Source organism: Halomonas profundus, assembly GCF_020865425.1.
GTDB classification, from domain to species: domain Bacteria; phylum Pseudomonadota; class Gammaproteobacteria; order Pseudomonadales; family Halomonadaceae; genus Vreelandella; species Vreelandella titanicae.
Window position 1 is genome coordinate 311,300 of record NZ_CP086344.1, and the last position, 19,930, is coordinate 331,229.

At 55.9% G+C, this 19,930-nt stretch carries 18 protein-coding genes; 17 read left to right on the plus strand and 1 reads right to left on the minus strand.

Features of this window, described 5'->3' with window-relative positions; genetic code table 11:
- The first annotated feature begins 23 nt into the window (after window positions 1-23).
- The 12 genes from LMS44_RS01480 (at window position 24) to LMS44_RS01535 (ending at window position 15,098) form a co-directional block, all read left to right on the plus strand.
- Entirely contained in the window at window positions 24-698 is a 675-nt protein-coding gene (locus LMS44_RS01480; protein ID WP_022520756.1) for a response regulator transcription factor, read from the plus strand.
- Window positions 695-2,083: a sensor histidine kinase gene (locus LMS44_RS01485; RefSeq protein ID WP_278371624.1), complete on the plus strand. Its 1,389-nt coding sequence runs from the start codon at window positions 695-697 to the stop codon at window positions 2,081-2,083. The genes LMS44_RS01480 and LMS44_RS01485 overlap by 4 nt, the downstream gene beginning before the upstream one ends.
- A 19-nt stretch (window positions 2,084-2,102) precedes the next feature.
- A complete protein-coding gene (locus LMS44_RS01490) occupies window positions 2,103-4,022 on the plus strand; it encodes an alkaline phosphatase D family protein (RefSeq protein WP_278371623.1) in 1,920 nt (639 codons plus the stop codon).
- A gap of 162 nt (window positions 4,023-4,184) precedes the next feature.
- Window positions 4,185-5,942: an EAL domain-containing protein gene (locus tag LMS44_RS01495; protein ID WP_159175937.1), complete on the plus strand. Its 1,758-nt coding sequence runs from the start codon at window positions 4,185-4,187 to the stop codon at window positions 5,940-5,942.
- Between the two features lie 114 nt (window positions 5,943-6,056).
- Window positions 6,057-7,022: a phosphate/phosphite/phosphonate ABC transporter substrate-binding protein gene (gene phnD, locus LMS44_RS01500; RefSeq protein ID WP_159175938.1), complete on the plus strand. Its 966-nt coding sequence runs from the start codon at window positions 6,057-6,059 to the stop codon at window positions 7,020-7,022.
- Window positions 7,023-7,099: 77 nt separating this feature from the next.
- A complete protein-coding gene (phnC, locus tag LMS44_RS01505; RefSeq protein ID WP_009287890.1) occupies window positions 7,100-7,960 on the plus strand; it encodes a phosphonate ABC transporter ATP-binding protein in 861 nt (286 codons plus the stop codon).
- Window positions 7,957-8,775 carry a phosphonate ABC transporter, permease protein PhnE gene (gene phnE / locus LMS44_RS01510; protein WP_022520752.1) on the plus strand — a complete coding sequence of 273 codons (819 nt, stop codon included), beginning with the start codon at window positions 7,957-7,959 and terminating at the stop codon, window positions 8,773-8,775. Before phnC ends, phnE (LMS44_RS01510) begins: the two co-directional genes overlap by 4 nt.
- A gap of 61 nt (window positions 8,776-8,836) precedes the next feature.
- The gene (gene phnE / locus LMS44_RS01515; RefSeq protein WP_278371622.1) at window positions 8,837-9,652 is read left to right on the plus strand and encodes a phosphonate ABC transporter, permease protein PhnE; all 816 of its coding nucleotides are present in this window, start codon (window positions 8,837-8,839) and stop codon (window positions 9,650-9,652) included.
- Window positions 9,653-9,686: 34 nt separating this feature from the next.
- On the plus strand, window positions 9,687-10,316 hold the full coding sequence (locus LMS44_RS01520) for a histidine phosphatase family protein (RefSeq protein WP_278371621.1): 630 nt from the start codon (window positions 9,687-9,689) through the stop codon (window positions 10,314-10,316).
- 65 nt (window positions 10,317-10,381) lie between these two features.
- Window positions 10,382-10,894: a C40 family peptidase gene (locus LMS44_RS01525; RefSeq protein ID WP_022520749.1), complete on the plus strand. Its 513-nt coding sequence runs from the start codon at window positions 10,382-10,384 to the stop codon at window positions 10,892-10,894.
- A 246-nt stretch (window positions 10,895-11,140) separates the two neighbouring features.
- Window positions 11,141-13,093, plus strand: a complete 1,953-nt coding sequence (locus tag LMS44_RS01530) for a methyl-accepting chemotaxis protein (protein WP_278371618.1) — start codon at window positions 11,141-11,143, stop codon at window positions 13,091-13,093.
- A 199-nt stretch (window positions 13,094-13,292) separates the two neighbouring features.
- Entirely contained in the window at window positions 13,293-15,098 is a 1,806-nt protein-coding gene (locus LMS44_RS01535) for a putative bifunctional diguanylate cyclase/phosphodiesterase (protein ID WP_414727641.1), read from the plus strand.
- On the opposite strand, the gene LMS44_RS01540 is transcribed toward LMS44_RS01535, so the two are convergent.
- On the minus strand, window positions 15,095-15,736 hold the full coding sequence (locus tag LMS44_RS01540) for a putative metalloprotease CJM1_0395 family protein (protein ID WP_009287897.1): 642 nt from the start codon (window positions 15,734-15,736) through the stop codon (window positions 15,095-15,097). The genes LMS44_RS01535 and LMS44_RS01540 overlap by 4 nt on opposite strands.
- A gap of 135 nt (window positions 15,737-15,871) precedes the next feature.
- Between LMS44_RS01540 and LMS44_RS01545 the strand changes: the two genes are divergently transcribed.
- The 5 genes from LMS44_RS01545 (at window position 15,872) to LMS44_RS01565 (ending at window position 19,891) form a co-directional block, all read left to right on the plus strand.
- Entirely contained in the window at window positions 15,872-16,099 is a 228-nt protein-coding gene (locus tag LMS44_RS01545) for a DUF2835 family protein (RefSeq protein WP_022520746.1), read from the plus strand.
- A 7-nt stretch (window positions 16,100-16,106) separates the two neighbouring features.
- A complete protein-coding gene (locus LMS44_RS01550) occupies window positions 16,107-16,514 on the plus strand; it encodes a hypothetical protein (protein WP_022520745.1) in 408 nt (135 codons plus the stop codon).
- Between the two features lie 127 nt (window positions 16,515-16,641).
- Window positions 16,642-17,217, plus strand: coding sequence for an antibiotic biosynthesis monooxygenase (locus tag LMS44_RS01555; RefSeq protein ID WP_009287898.1), 576 nt, complete (start codon window positions 16,642-16,644; stop codon window positions 17,215-17,217).
- 154 nt (window positions 17,218-17,371) lie between these two features.
- Window positions 17,372-18,043 (plus strand): glutathione S-transferase, encoded by a 672-nt coding sequence (locus tag LMS44_RS01560; RefSeq protein WP_027958206.1) that lies wholly within the window; start codon window positions 17,372-17,374, stop codon window positions 18,041-18,043.
- A gap of 9 nt (window positions 18,044-18,052) precedes the next feature.
- The gene (locus LMS44_RS01565; RefSeq protein ID WP_022520743.1) at window positions 18,053-19,891 is read left to right on the plus strand and encodes a putative bifunctional diguanylate cyclase/phosphodiesterase; all 1,839 of its coding nucleotides are present in this window, start codon (window positions 18,053-18,055) and stop codon (window positions 19,889-19,891) included.
- The last annotated feature ends 39 nt before the right edge of the window (window positions 19,892-19,930 follow it).

Below are 19,930 nucleotides of genomic sequence, written 5' to 3' on the forward strand. Positions count from 1 at the left end.
TGCCAAAAAAGGGTAGTTAGCCGATGAAGTGTTTGTTGGTAGAGGACGACCAGGCGCTGGCTCGCGAGCTTAGCCAAGCATTGCGCGATGGCGACTGGCTTGTAGAGCATGCGGCTAACGGTCAGGATGCTGATTTTCTGGTACGCACGGAAGCCTACGACACGCTGATTCTGGATGTCGGACTACCCGATGGCGATGGCACTCGCTGGCTTTCGGCATGGCGGGAAGATGGTATCGACCTGCCGGTGTTGATCCTTACCGCCCGGGAACGCTGGGCCGATAAAGCCGCGGGTTTTACTGCCGGGGCGGATGACTACGTCACAAAACCCTTTGAGCCCGCGGAAGTACTGTTTCGCCTGCGCGCCCTTGTGCGCCGCAGCCACGGCCATGCCCATCCAGTACTGAAAGTGGGTGAGTTGAGTTTGGATACCCACACCCAGCACGTCACCTTGGCAGGGCGTCCGGTGGGATTAACCGCCCAGGAAACCCGACTGCTGGGCTATTTAATGCACGCCGCACCGCGAGTGGTGAGCCGCACCGAGCTCTCGGAGCACGTTTATGACCGCGACCACGAGCCGGACTCCAACGTGATCGATGTTCAGGTCAGCCGCCTGCGTCGCAAGTTGGGCAGTTGGCGAATTGCCACCCTGCGTGGCCAGGGCTATCGCTTATTAGCAGAAGAGCCCGCTACCGAATGAGTCGACTCAATTCGGTCTGGCCCGAACTTTGGGTAAAGCGCTGGGCAAAGCGCTCCATAAGCCTGCGGCTACTGCTGGCGGTGCTAGTGATGATAGGGCTGGCGCTGCCCGTTGCGGGCACGCTGCTTTCTCATCATTACCGTGCCTCGGCCACTCAGGCCTTTGATGAGCGCCTGGGGGCCACCCTCAACGTCATCATGGCGGGCGTTACCTACGACCGCATAGAGCAACAGCTTGTCCATGACCGGGCGCTGGGCGACCCGCGTTTTGACAATGTCTACTCCGGCTGGTATTGGCAAATCACCGATGGCGAGCAGCATACGTTGGCCTCGCGCTCGCTGTGGGATCAGCGCCTGCCGGTGATTGATAGCGACACTCTTAGCGCTCGCTCGATACCTGGCCCTCGGGGGCAGTCGCTGCGCGTGGTGGAGCGTGATATCTATTTGGCGCCGTTAGAAACGCCGCTACATATTAGCGTCGCCGCCCGGGACGATGTGTTGGCCCGGGACATTGGCGAATTTCAGCGCCTGCTGTGGGGCGGTTTAGTGGGCCTGGGCGTGTTGTTGCTTGGCGTATTGGCGCTCCAGGTACGCTGGGGGCTAGCGCCACTGCGCCGCATGCACGCCAACCTGCATGAGGTGGAGCAGGGGCGCGCCGAGCAGTTAGATACCCGCTTGCCCGACGAGCTGGCAACGCTTGCTGCCTCAATGAACGCGGTGCTGGCCCGCGATCAGCGCTTGATTGAGCGTGGCCGCCATACCGCTGGCAACCTTGCCCATGCGCTGAAAACCCCGCTGAGCGTGATGCGCTTGCAGCTACGCCAACTGCCGGAAGCGAACCGTGCCGCCTGGGAGGTTGAGCTAGAACGCGTGGATAGCGCGGTACGTCATCACTTGTCACGCGCATCGGCAGCGGGCGAAGGTGTTCGCTTTGCGCCCATTGATTTACATGCCACCCTAGCGCCGCTGCTCAATGGGCTGGCCAGGCTCGCCCAGCGGCGTGGCATTGAGCTGCGCCAAACCTGGGCGGGTGAGATTAAAGTCCATATGGATGGGCAGGATATTCAAGAGCTGGTGGGTAACTTAATGGATAATGCGCTGCGCTGGGCGCATAGCGATGTGCAGCTACAGCTAGAGAGCGACGGGCAGCAGTTAACCTTGACCGTTAGCGATGATGGCCCCGGCATGTCAGAAGCTGAGTGCCAGCAGGCAGTTCAGCGCGGTAAACGGTTGGATGAACAGCGTTCGGGCAGTGGCTTGGGGTTGGCTATTGTGACTGACCTTGTCGCTCTCTACAGTGGCCATATGCACCTTGGCCGCGCCAGCGCTGGTGGGTTAAAAATTGTGGTGGAGCTGCCCGTCGTCGCGCGTAATCGTCGCGAGTAAATAATGGAGACCGCACCGAATGAATCGCACAGATACGCTGCCCGATATAGTCGCCGGCCCCCTATTAAGACGTATCAGCACTACACGGCTGGTACTTTGGCTCGTCGCCACTCGGCCACTGAACATGGCATTAGTGCTGCGCCCAGGGCACGCCGATAGCCAGTCAATCGGCTTAGCGCACCACCAGCAGTGCATCCCCATCGGTCAGCGGGCCTTTATCTACCTAATTGATTGTGAGCTTGAGTCAGCGCTGCCCTGTGACGAGCGCATCGAGTACGACCTGCAGGTGGAAACACAGCAGGGCGAGTGGCGCTCTCTGCCCGAGTGGGCGCCGTGGCTCTGTTATGATGGCGCCGCCTATCCTGCCTTTGTGATTGCATCCCGCCATCACCGCCTGATGCATGGCTCCTGCCGCAAGCCCCATCACGACAGTGCCGATGGCCTGGTGCGCGCCGACAGTTGGCTTGCTGAGCAGCAGTCAGCGCCCACCGAGTGGCCCGCTTGGCTGCTGATGACCGGCGACCAGGTGTACGCCGACGACGTGGCCGGGCCGATGCTACGCGCCGTGCATGCGTTGATTGAGCGGTTAGGGCTGGTGGATGAGTGGCTGGAAGGCGCGACTGTCGACGATAGCCAGGCGCTCTACCGCTCGCCGGATAGCTACTACCGGCGTGCTGCACTGTTGCCGGATGTGACCAGTAACGTGGCGCTGCGCGAGCGCTTTTTTGGCGGTGTCAAAAAGCCGGTGTTTACCTCGGCGAACGCCCATAATCACTTGATGACGCTGGCAGAAATGCTCGCCATGTACTGCCTGGTGTGGTCACCGGTGCCCTGGCAGGTAATTGCCCCTGAAGCGCCTGCCTTAGATGAAAAAGACGCCGAGCTCTATCGTCAGGAGCAGGCGATAATCGATGCCTTTGCTGAAGGCTTGCCCCAATGCGCTCGGGTGATGGCGCACCTGCCCAGCCTGATGATCTTCGATGACCACGACGTTACCGACGACTGGAACCTAACCGCCGACTGGGAGCGCGCCGCCTACGGTCACCCGTTCTCTAAGCGAATTATCGGTAACGCCCTGGTGGCCTATCTGCTTTGCCAAGCCTGGGGTAACGATCCGGATAAATTGAATCCGTTAGTCCACCATGCCTTGACCCTGCTGGGTGATGGCGACCAACCGCTAGTCTGCGCTGAACAGGATGGGCTGATTGAGCGGCTGCTGCGTTTTCAGGGCTGGGAGTTTCAGGTGCCCGGCACTCCCACACTAATCGTGCTGGATACCCGCACCCGGCGCTGGCGCAGCGAACGCAGCCCGCATCGGCCTTCAGGCTTGATGGACTGGGAGGCGCTAATGGAAATGCAGCAGGCGCTAATGGGGGCCAAAAGTGCGGTGATTGTCTCTCCCGCACCGATGTTCGGCGTCAAGTTGATAGAGGGAATCCAAAAGCTGTTTACCCTTGCTGGTAAGCCGCTGGTGGTGGATGCCGAAAACTGGATGGCTCACCGGGGAGCGGCCAATACGCTGCTGCAAATTTGGCAGCACTCCAAAACCCCAGGCAACTACGTGATTCTATCTGGCGACGTGCACTACTCGTTTGTCTACGACATTGTGGTGCGTCATCAGCGCCGTTCTCCCCATCTGTGGCAGATCACCTCAAGCGGGATCAAAAACACCTTTCCCAAAAACCTGCTCAATACCTTTGACCGGCTCAATCGCTGGCTCTACGCGCCGTGGTCGCCGCTTAATTGGTTCACCAAGCGCCGCAAACTAAGCGTTCACCCCCGCGATCCTGACCGCGCCAGCGCGGGTGAACGGCTGTGGAACGCCAGCGGCATTGGCTTAGTAACGCTGGATGAAAAAGGCCACCCTATCGATATCCGACAGCTCGACGCCGACGGTAGCGAGGTGGTCTTTCCGGCGCGGGAGAAACCGCTCATTTAACGTCAGTGTAGCGTCAACTGACTGATGTCCTTGATGATTGTCATTATAGCGTCACAAAAATGACGCACGCTTGCTTGCAGCTTATCAACCAACTCCAGGGAAGGTGACACATCATAGGAACCACCGCTGGTTATTAGGGTGGCAGAATAGGGCAGCAGGCAAATGACCGCACAAGAATCGCAGTGGTTGCAAAAGATTATTGCAACAGAAGAGTTGCACGTGCTCTTTCAGCCCATTGTGGATGCCAGCCAGCAGGCGATTTATGGCTACGAAGCACTGATTCGTGGGCCTAAAACATCGCCGCTTCACTCGCCGTTACGACTGTTTGAAGTAGCCACTCAGGCCGGAAAGCTGGTGGAATTAGATATACTCTGCCGACGGTTAGCCATCTACCGCTTTGCAGAGCTCGATCTGCCGGGCCTGCTGTTTCTTAACGTTATGCCGTTGACGATCGTAGAGCGTGATTTTCGCGAAGGCTTAACGCTTGGCTTTATTCGTGACAGCGGCTTGCCCCCAGAGCGGGTGGTGATCGAGCTCACTGAACACGTGCCAATCCACGACTACGAGCTAATGCGCCAAGCGGTGGATCACTACCGCACCATGGGCTTCCAGGTGGCGCTGGATGACCTCGGTGCAGGTCACTCAAGCCTGCGCCACTGGTCGGAGCTGCGCCCGGATTTCGTTAAACTCGACCGACACTTTATCTCCGGCATTGACCAGGATCCTGCCAAGCGAGAGTTCCTGCGTTCGATTCTCGATGTGGCGCGTAGCCTGGACTGCCAAGTGATCGCCGAAGGGGTGGAGACCGCTGCTGAGCATCTTTGCTTGTGGGAACTCGACCGTGGGCTCGCACTACTACAAGGCTTCTATTTCGCCCGACCCAACCAGCAGCCGCCTTTAGAACTCAATCTGGTGCTGCCAGCGAGCACCCAATTAAAAAGCCCTGCGGGTCGCACCACGCGCTCGATTTTACGGGCTACCGATGCCATAACGACGGATTGCGCAGTGCCGTATATCTCCGAGCGATTTCGCCAACAACCCAGCTTGCGCTGCGTGGCCGTGCTGGAGAATGGTAAGCCCGTGGCGGTGGTGCGACGCAACTCGTTTTTAACTCTATTTACCAACCCCTATAGCCATTCGCTTTATGCCAAGCGCCGTGTGCTGGACGTTGCTGATGCACGCATGCTGGTGGCCGAAGCGGATACTCCGCTTGAGATTTTGAGTCAGAAGTTGACCGACAGCCGGGATATTGAGCAAGAGGACTTTGTCATCGTTAACGCTAACGGTGACTACCTGGGGATGGGCAATATCGTTGACCTTTTGCGTGAGATTACCGCGATTCAGGTGCGCCAAGCGCGGCATGCCAACCCGCTCACCGGCCTGCCGGGTAATATCCTGATCAATGAAACACTGGCGGCTTATTTGGCCTCCGGGCATGGGTTTGCTGCGGCCTATGTTGACTTGGATAACTTTAAAGCCTTCAACGATGCCTATGGCTACGCCCGAGGTGACCACATCATCATTTCGCTATCGCGGCTGCTGCAAGCACAGGTAGAGAATGCCGGGGGCTTTATTGGCCATATTGGCGGCGATGATTTTATGATGTTGCTGCCGCTTGAGCACTGGGAAAGTGTTTGCCAGCAAATTCTGCACTCATTCGAGGTGATGGCACCGGGCTTCTATGAAGAGGCTGACCGCCTTCAGGGCGGGATTCACATCGAAAACCGTCAAAATAGAATGACGTTTTTTCCCTTTGTGAGCGTCTCGATTGCGGTAAAACCCATCCATGATACGACTACCTGCCAATCGCTGGATATCGCAGGCGAGCTTTCTGAGCTGAAGCATCAGGCGAAAAAAATTCCCGGTAACAGCCTGTTTGTAGAGCGCCGCGGTCACGAGGCTTTTCAAGCTGTAGATTAACTGTTCTTCGCCAAAACGTCACGAAGTGGTCATATAAGTGCCCCATTTTTGTCATCTGGAGTCGTCAGGATGTTGTCATCTTTTAATAACTCTACAGAACGCTACAGGTGACCCATGCAGACATTATCCCTCTCCCGCACGTTAATCAGTGCCGCCGTTGCCAGTGCCTTCGCCTTGGCCGCGGTGAACGCCTCTGCGGATCTGTCTTCACGCTATGTGGATAACGATGGCGATATGGTCGCTGATGTTCCCAGCGATGAGTCTCAGTGGGTAGACCCGGATACTTTAGTGTTTGCCTACACGCCGGTTGAAGACCCCGCGGTTTACGCGGATGTCTGGTCTGACTTTCTGGATCACCTGAGCGAAGCTACGGGCAAAAAAGTCCAGTTCTTCCCGGTGCAGTCCAATGCTGCCCAGCAGGAAGCGCTGCGCGCTGGCCGTCTCCACGTAGCCGGTTTCAATACCGGTGGCGTCCCGGTCGCGGTTAACTGCGGTGGTTTCCGCCCTTTCGCCATGATGGCCGCGGAAGATGGCAGCTTTGGCTATGAGATGGAGATTATCACCTACCCAGGAAGCGGCATTGAAGCCGTTGAAGACTTGCAGGGTCGCCAACTAGCGTTTACCTCAGAGACTTCCAACTCTGGCTTCCGCGCCCCCTCTGCGCTGCTGCGCTCTGAGTACGGTATGGAAGCGGGGGAAGATTTTGAGACCGCTTTCTCTGGTTCTCACGACAACTCCATTCTCGGCGTGGTCAACGAAGATTACGACGCGGCGGCGATTGCTAACTCCGTAGGCAAACGGATGATTTCCCGCGGTGTGGTGAACGAAGGTGATTACGACATTATCTACACCTCACAAACCTTCCCCACCACCGCTTACGGGCTGGCGAATAACCTGAACCCGGAACTTGCCGAGAAGATTCAGGATGCGTTCTTCAGCTACGACTGGGAAGGCACTGCCCTAGAGTCAGAATTCGCTAACTCAGGTGAAGCACAGTTTATTCCGATTACTTATCAGGAAAACTGGGAAGTTATTCGCACCATCGCTGACGCCAACGGCGTGACCTACGACTGCGATTAATCTTTAAGCAGTACCCCAATACGATCGGCCAGGAGGGCAACCTTCTGGCCGAACCGCTATGTAGATGAGGCACTTCCATGTTGACACTCACCGGCGTTGGTAAACGTTACCCTACCGGGGATCGAGCGCTGACGGATATTGAACTCACGCTGCCAAAAGGCCAAGTGATGGCGCTGATTGGCCCATCTGGCGCGGGTAAAAGCACACTGATTCGCTGTGTGAACCGGCTGGTTGAGCCTACTCAGGGCAGCATTCGTCTGGACGGCACGGAACTGACGAAGCTCTCGGGACATAAGCTGCGTCATGCCCGCCGCTCCATGGGAATGATTTTTCAAGAGTATGCGTTAGTAGACCGCCTAACCGTGATGGAGAACGTGCTTTCAGGTCAGCTCGGTTATGTGGGATTTTGGCGCAGCTTCCTGCGCCGCTACCCGCAGGAGGCTGTGATTGAAGCCTTCCGTCTATTGGAGCGAGTGGGGTTGCCGCATGCCATCGATAAACGTGCCGATGCCCTGTCTGGCGGCCAGCGCCAGCGGGTGGGTATCGCCAGGGCGCTCCTGCAAAGTCCTAAGCTGTTGCTGGTGGATGAACCCACCGCCAGCCTTGACCCAAAAACTTCGCGCCAAATCATGCGTTTGATTCGTGAGCTGTGCGCAGAGCGCGAACTGGCGGCGATCATCAATATTCACGACGTAGCGCTGGCCCAGCAATTTGCTGACCGCATTGTCGGCCTGCGGGCGGGTGAAATCGTCTTTGATGGCCTTCCCAGCGAACTCACCAGTGAGATCCTCACCACGATTTATGGTGAAGAGGACTGGGACACCACGCCTGAGCCAATGGACGAAGAAGTCAGCGGCGATGAGACGACTAACACTGCTCCGATTAATCCTCCCTACGCGCGGGTGATGTCGTCAATCGAAGCGGGGGCAGCACGATGAGCGAGCAGGCACGCCAGCAGGCGGCGCAGCGCGGTCAGTGGCGGCGACTACCGCTAATTGAAAGTCCTCGCTTGCGCTGGGGGCTTGCCATTGGTGCAGTGGTGTATCTGTTTTTAGCGCTTGCCTCGGTAGAGGTGAACTGGGAGCGGGTGGCGGAAGGCGCAGGCCGGGCGGTTAATTTTTTAGGCGCCTTTATGCAGCCTGACTTTGTCAGCCGCTACGACGATATCGTCGCGGGCTTGCTGGAAAGTTTGACCATGACGCTCACCTCCACGGTATTGGGTGTACTGCTGGCGATACCCGTGGGTTTAGGGGCAGCGCGTAACATTTCACCACTGCCGATCTACTTTGTGTGCCGCGCGATTATCGCCGTTTCGCGCACGTTCCAGGAGATCATCATCGCGATTCTGTTTGTGGTGATGTTCGGCTTCGGGCCCTTTGCGGGCATGATTACTCTGGCCTTCGCGACGATTGGCTTTATGGCCAAGCTACTGGCGGAAGATATTGAAGATTTGGATTGGCGGCAGGTAGAAGCGGTACGCGCCACGGGCGCCAGTTGGTGGCAAACCATGAACCACGCCGTGCAGCCCCAGGTCATGCCGCGTTTGATCGGGCTCTCCATGTACCGTTTGGATATCAACTTCCGTGAGTCCTCGGTGATTGGCATTGTCGGCGCAGGCGGTATTGGCGCCACGCTGAATACCTCGCTGAGCCGCTATGAGTACGACACCTCCGCGGCGATTCTGCTGATTATCATCGCCATCGTGCTGCTGTGCGAGTACAGCTCAAGCCATGTCCGCCGCTGGACTCAGTAAACGCTGATTCAGTAACTGCTGGATCCGTAAGTTCTGGCCCCTTAATTTGTCGAGAGTTTAAATGCCTGTTTCCACTACACCCCAGGGTCAGCCGGTTTGGCGGCGGCGCACTACTCGCGCTCAATGGTTGCAGTACCTGGCTTGGCTGGCAGGTGTCAGCCTATTTCTGCTCTGCTGGAAGATGATTTCCGACAATACCATGTGGGTGTTTGTGGAAGATGCCGGCCGCCAGGGAGCAGATCTGATCAGCCGCATGACCCCTCCCGAATGGGGCTACGCCAATGTGCTCTGGAAGCCCATGTGGGACACCATCAATATCGCCACTTTGGGCACCGCGTTAGGGATTATGATGGCGTTTCCGGTGGCATTTTTAGCCGCCCGTAACACGACGCCGCATCCGCTGGTGCGCAGTTTGGCGCTGATGGTGATTGTTTCATCGCGCTCCATTAACTCGCTGATTTGGGCGATGCTACTGGTCACCATTCTTGGCCCCGGCGTACTGGCGGGGATTATTGCCATTGCCCTGCGCTCCATCGGCTTTGTGGGCAAGCTGCTTTACGAAGCGATTGAAGAGATCCATCCCACGCCCGTTGAGGCGATTAGTGCTACCGGCGCGAGTCGACTGCAGGTGATGAACTACGGCGTGCTGCCCCAGGTGATGCCCGCGTTCGCGGGGATTAGCGTTTACCGCTGGGACATTAATATCCGTGAGTCGACGGTGTTGGGCTTGGTCGGGGCAGGTGGTATTGGTCTGCAGTTGAATGCCTCGATCAATAGCCTCGCCTGGGATCAAGTTAGCGTCATCTTTATTATGATTTTCGCTACCGTGCTGGTGTCGGAGTGGATTTCCGAACGCGTGCGTCACGCAATTATCTAAACTGCAAGCTGCCTAAATCGGCGAGGTTACCCCTATGCGCTTTCCTGAAGCCGAACAAACAACGATAGATTTACTGCGCCATGGTGAGCCGGTGGGCGGGCGTATGCTCCGCGGCTCCACCGACCATCCGCTGAGTGAAACCGGCTGGCAGCAGGTGACCGATGCAGTCATGCGGCAGACGGTCGACGGGCATTTGCCCTACGATGCGATCGTTACCTCTCCGTTAACGCGCTGCCGCGAATTCGCCTTATGGCTGGGGGAAGAGTTTGATCTGCCCGTTCAGGTGGAAGACGATTTCGCCGAGCTGCATTTGGGGCGGTGGGAAGGCAAAACCCACGCCCAGGTGTTTGCCGAAGAGGGCACCGAGCGAATGAGTGCCTTTTGGTTCGATCCTGCCACGGTGTCTCCCCCCGGTGGCGAAACCCTGCAAGCCTTCGACGCGCGATTAGCCGAGGCCTGGCAGCAGCTGTTAAGTAATCCACCGGGCAAGCATGTACTGGTAGTGGCGCATCTATTTGTCTGCAATGGCCTGCTGCGTCAGGTGATCAAGCAGCCGCTTTCGCGAGTACTGGCAATGGATTTACCCTACGCGGCCATGAGCCGGGTGCGTCATGAGCGCCATGCGCTGGGTGAAACCAGTTTTGTCGAGTGGATCGGCCGCTAACCATTGGCGGCTAGGCATGCTTTGCGCCATCATGAAAGCATGTTGATTTATTGGAGCGGCTGCCCATGCTACTGGTTCGCCTGTGGCCTCTACCTTGCGGGTTGGCACCTTCTGGAAGGTGGCTGCTTACCTGCCTGTTACTACTGGCACTAGCGGGTTGTGCCAGCCGCGATCTTACCCCCATTGAGGCGCCTCCTAACCGCGCAGGACTCTCTATGGAGCGTGCGCTGATTCTCTCCCATGCTCAGCAGGCCATTGGCACACCGTATCGTTTTGGGGGAAATACGCCCGATGGTCTGGACTGCTCTGGCTTAGTGGAAATGACCTACCGGGCGGCGGGTATTCGTGTTCCGCGTTCCGCTGATGAACAGTTTCGTGCCTTGCCACAGGTGAAAAAACCACGCCCTGGTGATCTGCTTTTCTTTGGCGACCGTCGCAAAGCGACCCACGTAGGAATTTATCGTGGCAACGGCCAAATGATTCATGCACCTGGTAAGGGCCGTGCAGTAGTCAGCGTGCCGTTAGAGATCGATTACTGGCAGGCGCGCTTTTTGGGTGCCGCCAGTCCAGCGCCTTAAGGAGCGCTCAATTCAGCCGCTTGTTAGGCCTGAAAATCCGTCAGACTTTATGATTTGAATCAATATAGAGTTCCCCAAACGCCCTATACTCGCGCCGCTTGTCGTTATTTTATCCACTAAAATTAATCGTATTTCACTAAACGGCAAAGTGCGGCAGACTTAGCTAAACGCGTCAGTTGATGCGGACAATAATAATCAAGCACGCCGCTTACCTCCCCAACGACGCTATCTGTTTGAGGCTAAGCTATGAAAACTATCGTTAACCGCATGTCGATGCGGTTTAAATTTGTCTGTGTATTGCTGCTTCCCTTGCTTGCCCTGGCTTGGTTTGCTGCGCAAGGCATTATGGAACGGCGCGCGACGGTGCAGGAGTTTGATCGTCTTCACGCCTTGACCCAACTGGCCCAGCGTGCCGGTGACGCCGTGCACCAAATGCAGCTTGAACGGGGCATGACCGCTGGCTTTCTGGGCAGCGAAGGTAATGCCTTTGGCGATCAGCTTAATCAGCAGCGTCCCAACACCGACGCCGCTGTCCAGGCTTTCCAAGCTCAGCGTGATGCCTTGGATCCAGCGCTGTTAACACCTGCTGTCCAGCAACGACTCAACGAAATCGACGCCCAGTGGCAGCGCCAGGCAGCCTTACGCAAGCGTGTCGATGGCCTTGATATGGCGATGGGTGATGCGTTAAGCCACTACACTGGCATCAACGGTCAACTAATGGCCTTTGTGGGTACGTTGTCGCATCTAACCAGCGAAGGGGGTATTGCTCGCCAGCTAAGTGCCTACTACCAACTGCTGGAAGCCAAAGATTTAGCGGGGATTGAGCGGGCTCTGCTTTCCAATGCCTTCGCCAGTGACGGCATGCCCGACGCTACGTTACGCCGTTTCTTGTCCCTGTTGGGCGAGGAACAGGCATTCTTGACGAGCTTTCGCCTGTTGGCTGGAGATGAAAGCCGCGACCAGCTTGACCAGGCATTGAGCGGTGCAGAGATCGAGCGTCTCTTGGCTCGGCGCGAATTGGCGATCAGTCAAGCGCAAGCCGGCGGTTATGGTGTCGACCCGGAACAGTGGTTTGAGTGGCAAACGGTGAAAATTGCCCGCCTTAAAGCGTTAGAGGATAGCGTGGCAGATACAGTGGTGGCCCAGACTGTCGCGCTGCGTGAGTCGGCCCAACAGGCACTTTGGCAGTATGCGGTAATTGCGCTCGTGGCCAGCTTGATGGCGATTGTCGCTGCCGTATTGATCGTACGCGTCATTACCCAATCGCTTAACCAAGCGCTAACCAGTATCGCGACCCGGGGTAGCGATTTGACACAGCGCTTAGTGGTGCCGGGTAGCGATGAGTTATCAAAGCTATATCAGGCGTTTAATGAATCGTCGGAAGTTACCGAAGCGCTGGTCGCTGACGTTAAGCGCAATGCGCAGTCGGTGGCGGTGGCCAGCAATCAAATGGCGCAGGGTAATCAGGATCTTGCCCAGCGAACCGAAGAGCAGTCCGCCTCGCTGGTGCAAACCGCGTCGAGCATGGAGCAGATCACCGCCACGGTGCGCCAGAGTGCTGAGAACGCGCAGCAAGCCCAGCAGATGACCGGTGAGGTGGTTCAAGAGGCAAAAGAAGCCACCGCAGTCGCTTCTCAAACCCAAGCCGCCATGCAGCTTATCCTGCAAGCCAACGAGCAGGTGACTAGCATTGTGGCGACCATCGATAACATCGCTTTCCAAACCAATTTGCTGGCGCTTAATGCCTCGGTTGAAGCGGCGAGAGCCGGTGAGCATGGGCGTGGTTTTGCGGTGGTTGCCGATGAAGTACGCAAATTGGCTAGCCGCAGCGCCCAGGAGGCCAGCCAGATTCGCCAATTGATCGATAATAATGTGACCAAAATTTCAGAAGGCGAAAGCCTGGTGACTACCACCAATGAAGCTCTGGGGCGGATTGCTCAACGGGTAGGGCAAATGGCAAGCCTGATGGATGAAATGGCGTCGGCTACCCATGAACAGTCGGCGGGTATTGAGCAAATTAACCGTGCCATGGCCCAGTTAGAGGAGGTGACCCAGCAAAACGCTGCATTGGTTGAGGAAATGGCCGCGGCGAGCCGCTCTCTTGATGATCAGGCCGATGATATGACCCGCAAAGTGAGCGATTACCAAGTACGCGATACGGCGTTGGCCACCCAGCGTTTAGCCCTCTCTCCCGCGTAGCTTACCTGCCATTATATTGAGCAAACTCTTTAACTAATTACCTCGTCAGCCGATAAGGTACTTTGTAGTGCAAAGTACCTTCGCCGTCATAGGGTGTTATTATGCCTAGCAATACTACTGTCTTCATAATAACGGCTCTATATAACAACGAACCTATATAGCGACGGCTCTATAAAAACGACGAGGAGAGCAAAGACATATGTATGAATCCTTGAATTTATCGAAGGAACAGTCTTTGTCTCAACAGCACTCCCAGCCAGCGCCTTCACTGCCCCGCTCGAACGCGATGCCAACGGCATCTGTAAGCCATGCGGCGTCACCCGCTGAATCGGTATTTAGTTACGCCAACGAAGCGATCATTATTACTGATGCGGAAAATCGGGTGGTGGAGGTGAACCCCGCTTTTTGTGAATTAACGGGGATTACGCAGGGCGATGTACAGGGCAAAACACCAGAAGCGTTCAGCATTTTACCGCTGGACGATAGCCGCACCACGCGGTTGATGCGGGAAGAGCTGCAGTTGCGTGACCGTAGCAAAAGCCAGGTGAGCTACCGTAGTCACGATGGCCAGTTTTATCCCGGCATGATGTCGATCAATCGTGTGCGCAATGAGCACGGCGAGATCGATCACCATGTGATTGTGCTCGCAGATCTTTCGGCCATTCCGGCCCATGCCCGCCACCTTAATCGAGAAGTCTACTTTGATGCCCTCACGGGGCTACCCAACCTGCAACTGCTGACGCAGTTGATTCAAGAGTCCATGCAGCATGCAGAAGCCAAGCAGCTCCCCTTGGCGGTGTGTTCGCTGGATATCGACTTCTTCAAAAATATTAATGACCGGCTGGGTCCCACCGTAGGCGATGCGCTGCTGTCTTCTTTTTCACAGCGCATCAGCCATCTGCTGTTTGGCGATGACGTGCTGGCGCGGGTGGGTGGCGATGAGTTCGTGCTGTTACTGCACCACGGTGTCGACGATGACTTTTTCGAGAAGTTGCTGGGCTCCATTCGACAACCGATGATGATTGAGGGCCAGAGTGTTCATCTGACGGCGAGCCTGGGGGTTACGCTCTACCCTAATGACCACGTTCAGGGCGATGTGCTGCTGCGGCATGCCAATCAGGCCATGTATCGTGCCAAACAGCGTGGCCGCGACACGTTCCACCTGTTTGACCCTAACCATGACCGCTTGCTGCAGGTGCGCCATGAGCAGCGCCAGCGTTTTATTGATGCCCTCACTCACAATGAACTGTGCCTTTACTATCAGCCCCAGGTCGATATGCGCAGTGGCAAAGTGGTCGGTCTAGAGGCGCTGATTCGTTGGCAGCACCCTGAAGATGGGCTGCTGGCACCTGGGCAGTTTTTACCCATCATCGATACCACGCCGTTGGAGGTGGATCTTGGCGAGTGGGTCATTGAACGAGCGCTGCGTCAGTTGAGTGAGTGGCAAGTTCAGGGTATCGCGCTGCCGATCAATGTGAATATAAGCCCTACGCATCTGTTAGTGAGTGATTTTAGCCAGCGGCTTGGCGAGTTATTGGCACGTTACCCTGATGTACCGCCCGTAATGCTCAAGCTCGAAGTGCTGGAGAGCGCCGCAATGCACGATATCCAGGCTGCGCTGCAAAATATGGCGCGCTGCCAGTCGCTGGGGGTGAGTTTTGCTATTGATGATTTTGGCACCGGGTTTTCGTCGTTAACCCATCTGCGGCAGTTGCCGGTCAGCCTGATCAAAATTGATCAGAGCTTTGTCCGCGATATGCTCACCGATCAGGATGATATGGCGATTGTGGAAAGCGTCATTTACATGGCTAATCGTTTTAAGCGGCCCATGCTGGCAGAGGGGGTAGAAACCTTAGACCATGCCAAAGCCTTGATGGCGCTAGGCTGCGATTTAGCCCAAGGCTATGGTATTGCGCGTCCTATGCCCGCCGAGTCATTACCTACCTGGTTGGCAAATTGGCCTAGCCGTGAAGAGTGGAGCTCTCTTGCGCTAGCGGACAATTAAGCAGCTTGTTCCTCTGAAGGTTGCTCGTTAGCGGCTGATTCATCAGCAGAAGAAGTTGCCTCGGCGCCGTTGCTGCGGGCTTGCTCCATTTCACTGCGCTGCATGGACGCTTCGAGCTTGGCTTCCAACAAGTACTGACGCGCTTGGGCAGCCACTTGATGATCTTTGGGAGAGGGATCTGCAGGCGCCATGGCTGCGGCGATCACGGTTTGCATTTTTTCGATAGTGGCTTGGGGGTCATTGGGTACCGGGCCATAATCGATCGGTACTTCTCCCGCGACCGCGTAGCGCTTGCCATCGGGGCCAACTTCATACTCGTAGCTGGCGCCGCCTGCATAGGCACCGCCCACGGTTTGGTGCGCCATCTCGTGCTGGCGAACTTCGCGGTCGTTCTGTTTAAGCTGGTCTAGTAGCCGAATCTCATCCGGCGCCATGGGCGTACCGTCAGCCCGTTTGGGGCCAGCCTCGGCACTGCTGCTCTCTTCACTAGCACTAGTCGTTTTTGGGTCGTCGGTAGACGCCGTATCTTCTTCTAGAGCACGGCCTTTAGCGGCTTGCTCAACGCGCGGGGACATTGTATTCGCTGAAGGGTACGTCCCGGCAGCGTGAGAAACAGTGCTAATGGAAGAAACGGCCATAGGTCATTACCGACTAAGTACGAGTTGGGATACCATGAAGTATTAGCGAGCAACGCCGACAGTGCAAGTTTGCGCTGTGCGATGCCAACACTTTTCTGACACGATGCCAGCCTATGCCAAGTCTATCCCTGCCCTATGCAAACCATTGATGTGGTCATTAATCTTAATTATGATGAATGTCTAGCCCATTACGAAGGGCGTATCGCCAACGTGCGAACCCGCAGCGTAGATGGCCGTTGGGTGATATTTCCCGCCGAAGCAATTCGGCGGGTGGTGGGCCGGGACGGTGTGCGCGGTATTTATCGATTAAGTTTTTCTGAGCAGGGCCGATTTATTAGCATTGACCCCTTAACCGGACGTTGAACCGCCTATGCACCGCCATGGAACACCGATCACTTTAAATGACCTCATTTATTCCATTATTCCTAATTTAAACAGTGCTGAAAAGTTAGTTTTCGCTACGTTAGAAAGCTTGATCGAAGCCGCTTCAAATCCTTTGGACATCCTTAAACGCACCGATCAACGCCAAGCGTTTGGTCTGGAAGTTCATCGTATTCGCATCAACCTGGAGCACCTGCTCGACCGTTACCGCACCGAGTTAGAGGCTGTGCTGCGTAGCGAAGGTGAGTATACCGGCCCGGTAGTAGAGCCCGACGCCCAAGAGGCCGATGCCATTCGCAGCGCTGTGGATATCTATGTTCATGTATGCGCCTTTCAACGCGGCGAGCGCCCCCACCCTGTGCCTGGGCGCGAATCCATGTCGCGCCAACGGGTATAGCGCATCATTCATCACATGGCATCAACATTGCTTGTATAATGTGCCAATTGGACTTTCAGGGTTATCCCCTTGAAAGCAAACAGCCTGCCTACCCGGCGCTGGCTGTCGACACATTAGGAGATATACCATGTCTGCCTCACCCGTCACGTTGATGGTGGCTCGTCGCGTTGAGCACGGCCGCTACGCCGATTTTAATCGTTGGCTTAATGAAGGGCGCGAACTGGCGGCCGACTTCGCTGGCTACCTCGGTTCTGGCGTACTGTCGCCACCGGCTGATGACGATGAATACCAGATTATATTCCGCTTTAGCAGCAGCGAGACCTTAGCCGCTTGGGAGCACTCCGCTTCACGGCATGCGTGGTTGGCGCGTGGTAAAGGCTTATATGAGGCGCCCCATGAGCACCGGGCCACCGGGTTGGATGCGTGGTTTCAAACCGGCAGCAGTGCACCGCCGCGCTGGAAGCAGGCCGTGGCTGTCTGGCTGGCTTTCTTTCCTATCTCGCTGATCTTTCAGTTTGTGTTCGGCGGCGTATTGGCCGATTGGGCGTTGCTGCCGCGGGTGGTGGTGAGTACCCTAATGCTGACGCCAGTGATGGTATTTGTGTTTATTCCGCTCTCTATGCGTTTACTAGCGCCCTGGCTGCAAGGTAAGTGGTCACCGCTGGATCTGCTGGCGCGTTGGCGCCATGCGCACCGTTTATAACGCACCTAATTAATAAGCATTAATTTTGACGTTGCGTTGATACTAATGCTCCTATGATGATGGGCTTTATGGTACTAAGCTAAATGTGCCATTAGAAAAGGAATACGTGTCGCCAGTGCAATGCTGGCGCGCGACTCAGCCCCACGGAGTGTTTATGATCCACGTTCACCATCTGGAAAAGTCTCGTTCGCATCGCATCCTGTGGCTACTTGAAGCCCTTGAACTGGACTACGAGTTGGTGGTTTACCAACGCGATGGCAAAACCCAGCAAGCGCCAGATTCGCTGAAAAAAATTCACCCGCTGGGTAAATCTCCGGTGATTACCGACGGCGATTTTACCGTGGCCGAATCAGGCGCCATCATAGATTACCTTGTTCAACGCTATGGGCAGGGGCGCTGTCAGCCTCCCATCGGTGATATGAGTGCGTGGGTGGACTACCGCTACTGGTTGCACTATGCCGAAGGGTCACTAATGCCGCTGCTGGTGATGCAGCTTGTGTTTAGTCAAATTCCCAAACAGTCGCCCTGGCTGATTAAGCCACTGGCTAAGGGAATTAGCGATACGGTAAGCAAGCGCTTCTTAGCACCGCAGCTTAAACAGCACCTGAACTTCATAAACCAGCACTTGTTGGCGCAGGGTAATTTTGCCGGGCCGTGGCCCAGTGGTGCTGATATTCAAATGAGTTTCCCGTTACAGGCCATGGCCGCCGTGCAGTCGTTGGAAAAGTATCCTGCCATCGCTGCGTTTGTGTCACGTATTGAAAAAGACGCTGCCTGGCAGCGAGTGGTCGAGCGGGCAGGCCCGTTGACCATGCCTGGCCAGTGAACAGCCACTATGTACTATTTTGCCTCGTCTGCAGCTCTTCCGGCGGAGCTTCTGCGCAGCATTGACAGCTACTTGGGGCGATGGGGCATCGCCTTGCTGCTTGTGTTCCTTCTTTTGGCGCTGCTGGGCAACCTGTTGCTCAAGCGGCGCATGCAGCATAACCGGGCGTTACTGCAATCCAATAAAGAGATGCTGGCGACTATTCTGGATAGCGTCGATGCCTTTATCTATATCAAATCCCCAAGCTTGGAGTATCAATACGTTAATCGTCGCATGAGCGATCTATTTGGCCTGCCAGCCGACAAAATTATCGGTAAGCGCGATGCGGCGTTTTTTGATGCCGGGAGCGCTGCGGAAATCAACCAGGTTGATCGCAACGTATTAGATTCGGGGAAAAAAGTAACGGTAGAAGAGAGCAACGTTTTGCGGGGTGAAAGCCGGGTAAGAACGTTCTTATCGATTAAAATGCCGCTTTCCATGTCCCCTGGCGCACCTCCCTCCCTATGCGGTATTTCGACCGAACTGACTGACTACCTCGAAATGCAGTCACGCACCCACTACCTGGCCTTCTATGACTCGCTAACCGGGCTGCCCAATCGACGGCTACTGATGGACTCCTTAACGGCAACCATTGATCATGATGAGTGGGCCACATTTTTCAGTGCGGTGCTGGTGATCGACCTGGATAATTTTCGCTTAGTGAATGATATTCAGGGCCATGAGAGCGGTGACCAGCTTTTGGTCAGCGTGGCTGAACAGCTACGCCAGCGGCTTGATGAAGAGGTAACGCTAGCCCGCTTCAGTAGCGATGAGTTTGTGGTGCTGATCAAGAACCTGGGCGAGGAGCAAAAAGACGCCGCACTAAAAGCCGAGCGTGTGGGGCGGCAACTGCTGGAAGTCATTGCGCAATTAAGAAGCAGTCACTCGTTACCGATCAGTGCCAGCATTGGCATTTCGCTGTTTACGGGAGCTGGTGAGTACAGTATGGATAGCGTGCTGCAACAGGCAGATATGGCGTTGCAGCAGGCGAAAAGCGCGGGCGGCAATACGCTGCGCTTTTTTAACAGCGAAATGCAGACCAGCGTATTGGAACGGGCCAGTTTAGAAGCTGATTTGCATCAGGCGCTCAAGCGCAACGAGCTGGCGCTGCATTACCAAGTGCAGGTCGACCATCAGGGCGTGACTACCGGCGTTGAAGCGCTGCTGCGGTGGTATCATCCTCAGCGTGGCTGGGTATCCCCCGCAACGTTTATCCCGCTTGCGGAAGAGAATCGGTTGATTGTGCCGATCGGTTACTGGGTGCTGCGGTCAGCTTGCGAGCAGCTAGCGAAATGGTCTCATCAACCGGCCTATGCGCCGTTAAGTATTTCCGTCAACGTGAGTTCGGTGCAGTTTCAGCAGCCGGAGTTTGTACGTGATGTTGAAGAGCTATTAGCAGAAACCCTGGCGCCGCCGAACCGCTTGGTGCTTGAAGTCACCGAGAGCCTGTTGATGCACGAGCCGGTGAGGGTGCGTAGCACGATGTTGAAACTGCGTGCTAGGGGGATTCGCTTTGCGTTGGATGACTTTGGTACCGGTTACTCATCGCTGAGTTACCTGAAGCGCTTACCGCTGGATGAATTGAAAATTGACCAATCGTTTATTCGCGAGCTGCTGACCGATAAGACAGACGCAGCGATTGTCGATACCACGATTCTACTTGCGGTAAGTTTAGGCTTAACCGTGGTCGCGGAAGGAGTGGAGAAAAAAGAGCAGTTCGATTGGCTAAGAGGCCACGGCTGTTACCGCTATCAGGGCTATCTATTTGGCCGCCCGACACCCATTGAGTATCTTTTCGAAAGCTATTAAACGGCTATACCAAAACCCCTTTCCAGCACGCTGAAAAGG